Genomic DNA, 3,079 nt, shown 5'->3' with positions numbered 1-3,079 from the left:
CCGGGCTGGGCAGCTCGGGCGGCGGGGCGCTGCGGGGCGCCCCGCCCGCGTTCCAGCTGGCGAGCGGCCGATCGCCGGACCCGTGGTCCCTGGCGCGGTGCGCGCCCACCAGGGCGCCGCCGGTGACGTAGGCGCCGGCGCGGGCCACCCGCGCGACCCCGGTCGCGATCTTGTAGGCGGTGTCGTCTCCTGGCGTTGCCACTGCGTCGTCGTCGAAAGGCAAGTCGCGCGTCATAAAAGGGCTCCACGTCTCGGGAATGCCGGCCATCCTCCCCGGACCCCCGAGAGAAGACATCCATACGATATTTCCGCAGGCCCCGGCTGTCACATCTTCGGCAGCGCCCGGTCGTCACAGTGTGACGACCGCCACACTCCCGGCGTCACTTCTCGGCAGGCCACTTATCGGCAGGCTACTTATTGTCCTTAGGCTTGTCCGCCGCCGCGTCGGAGGACAGCGCGGCCACGAACGCCTCCTGTGGGACGTCGACCCGGCCGATGGTCTTCATCCGCTTCTTGCCTTCCTTCTGCTTCTCGAGCAGCTTGCGCTTGCGGCTGATGTCGCCGCCGTAGCACTTGGCCAGCACGTCCTTGCGGATGGCGCGGATGTTCTCACGCGCGATGATCTTCGAGCCGATCGCCGCCTGGATCGGCACCTCGAACTGCTGACGCGGGATCAGCTCGCGCAGCTTGGTGGTCATCTTGTGGCCGTAGGCCTGCGCGGCGTCCTTGTGCACGATCGCGGAGAAGGCGTCGACCGCCTCGCCCTGCAACAGGATGTCGACCTTCACCAGATCCGAGATCTGCTCGCCGGACTCCTCGTAGTCGAGGCTGGCGTAGCCGCGGGTGCGCGACTTCAGCGAGTCGAAGAAGTCGAAGATGATCTCGGCCATCGGCAGCGTGTAGCGCAGCTCGACCCGCGTCTCCGACAGATAGTCCATGCCGCCGAGCTCACCGCGGCGCGACTGGCACAGCTCCATGATCGAGCCGATGAACTCGCTCGGGGAGATGATGGTGCACTTGACCACCGGCTCGTAGACCTTGCGCACCTTGCCCTCCGGCCAGAACGAGGGGTTGGTGACGACGTGCTCGGACCCGTCCTCCATCTCCACCCGGTACACCACGTTCGGCGCGGTCGAGATCAGGTCGAGGTCGAACTCGCGCTGCAGGCGCTCGCGGGTGATCTCCATGTGCAGCAGACCGAGGAAGCCGCAGCGGAAACCGAAGCCCAACGCCACCGAGGTCTCCGGGGTGTAGCTGAGCGCGGCGTCGTTGAGCTGGAGCTTCTCCAGCGCGTCGCGCAGGTCCGGGTAGTCCGAGCCGTCCACCGGGTACAGGCCCGAGTAGACCATCGGCCGCGGCTCCCGGTAGCCGGTGAGCGGGTCGGTGGCGCCGTTGCGCGCGGCGGTCACGGTGTCGCCGACCTTGGACTGGCGCACGTCCTTCACGCCGGTGATCAGGTAGCCCACCTCACCGACGCCGAGACCGGTGGTCGGCTTGGGCTCCGGGGAGACGATGCCGATCTCGAGCAGCTCGTGGGTCGCGCCGGTGGACATCATCTTGATCTTCTCGCGCGGGGTGAGCTTGCCGTCCACCACGCGCACGTAGGTCACCACGCCGCGATAGGTGTCGTAGACCGAGTCGAAGATCATCGCCCGCGCCGGCGCGTCCGCGTCGCCCACCGGCGGCGGCACCTGCTTGATCACCTCGTCGAGCAGCTCGGGCACACCAACGCCGGTCTTGCCCGACACCCGCAGCACGTCCTCGGGCTCGCAGCCGACGATGTGGGCCAGCTCGGCGGCGTAGCGGTCGGGGTCCGCGGCGGGCAGGTCGATCTTGTTGAGGACCGGGATGATGGTCAGGTCCTTGTCCAGCGCCAGGTAGAGATTGGCCAGCGTCTGGGCCTCGATGCCCTGCGCGGCGTCGACCAGCAGGATCGCGCCCTCACAGGCCTCGAGCGCGCGCGACACCTCGTAGGTGAAGTCGACGTGGCCGGGGGTGTCGATGAGGTGCATGACGTAGTCGGTGTCGCCGACGCGCCACGGCAGGCGCACGTTCTGCGCCTTGATGGTGATGCCGCGTTCGCGCTCGATGTCCATCCGGTCCAGGTACTGCGCGCGCATCGCCCGTTCCTCGACCACCCCGGTGAGCTGCAGCATCCGGTCGGCCAACGTCGACTTGCCGTGGTCGATGTGGGCGATGATGCAGAAGTTCCTGATCCGCGAAGGATCGGTGAACGTCGTGTCGGCAAAACTGGCGGGCACTGCACTCCTCGGCTGGGGGTGTCGGCGAACTGCCCCCATCGTCCCATGTGTGCGCGAGCGTGATCGCCACCGGTCCCGGGCCCGATCGCGGGAGCGCCGTTATTCTCCAGAGATGGCGCGTAATTGGAACGCGATCGGCAAGCAGCTGAGCACGATCGCGAAACAACAGGGCCCCAGGATCGCCAAGCAGCAGGGCCCACGACTGGTCCAGCGCCTGGTCGGCGGGCTCTCGCAGCGGAAGGCCGCGCCGGTGACCGGGCGACCCGCCGCCTCGATGCCGGTGCCGACGGCCGAGCGGGCCAGGCAGATCGTCTACGCACCGCACCTGGACGGCCGCGCCGACCCGGGCGAGATCGTGTGGACCTGGGTGCCCTACGAGGAGGACCCGAGCAACGGCAAGGACCGTCCGGTGCTGGTCGTCGGTCGCGACAAGCGCACCCTGCTCGGGCTGATGCTGTCGTCGAACGCCGAACGCCAGCACGACCGGAACTGGCTGGCCATCGGGTCCGGCGCCTGGGACCACCAGGGCAGGCCGAGCTGGGTGCGCCTGGACCGGGTGCTCGACGTGCCGGAGGACGGCATCCGCCGCGAGGGCGCGATCCTGCCGCGCAAGACCTTCGACCTGGTCGCGCACCGGCTGGTCGTGGAATACAACTGGAGCTGAACCGAGGGGGGGGGGGGGGGGGGGGGGGGGGGGGGGGGGCGGGGGGGGGGGGGGGGGCTGGCCCGCCCGGGGGGCCCCCGGGGGGGCGCGGCCCGCCCTGCCCTGGTCGACGCCGCCGGTGCGCAGCTGGGCGCCCGCGGGGATGGTGTTGGTG

The 3,079-nt window shown here is 69.6% G+C and carries 3 protein-coding genes; 1 reads left to right on the top strand and 2 read right to left on the bottom strand.

The features are described from left to right. Both QH283_RS11775 and lepA read right to left on the bottom strand, forming a co-directional pair. A partial coding sequence (locus tag QH283_RS11775) for a hypothetical protein (protein ID WP_280503043.1) occupies window positions 1–202 on the bottom strand: 202 nt, incomplete at its 3' end. Window positions 203–410: 208 nt separating this feature from the next. Further along, window positions 411–2,300: a translation elongation factor 4 gene (gene lepA, locus QH283_RS11770; protein WP_280503042.1), complete on the bottom strand. Its 1,890-nt coding sequence runs from the start codon at window positions 2,298–2,300 to the stop codon at window positions 411–413. A gap of 73 nt (window positions 2,301–2,373) precedes the next feature. On the opposite strand from lepA, the gene QH283_RS11765 reads away from it, so the two are divergent. Beyond that, window positions 2,374–2,925, top strand: a complete 552-nt coding sequence (locus tag QH283_RS11765) for a type II toxin-antitoxin system PemK/MazF family toxin (RefSeq protein ID WP_280503041.1) — start codon at window positions 2,374–2,376, stop codon at window positions 2,923–2,925. Window positions 2,926–3,079 lie beyond the last annotated feature (154 nt).

It is taken from the genome of Nocardia farcinica (assembly GCF_029867845.1).
Classification (GTDB): Bacteria; Actinomycetota; Actinomycetes; order Mycobacteriales; family Mycobacteriaceae; genus Nocardia; species Nocardia farcinica_A.
Note: the sequence above shows the minus strand (reverse complement) of the source record. Positions and strands in the feature narration are given on the sequence as shown.

Bases quoted from the DNA above. Each gene is read 5' to 3' on its own strand.
- lepA (WP_280503042.1), bottom strand. From the start codon at position 2,300: ATGGGGGCAGTTCGCCGACACCCCCAGCCGAGGAGTGCAGTGCCCGCC.
- QH283_RS11765 (WP_280503041.1), top strand. From the start codon at position 2,374: ATGGCGCGTAATTGGAACGCGATCGGCAAGCAGCTGAGCACGATCGCG.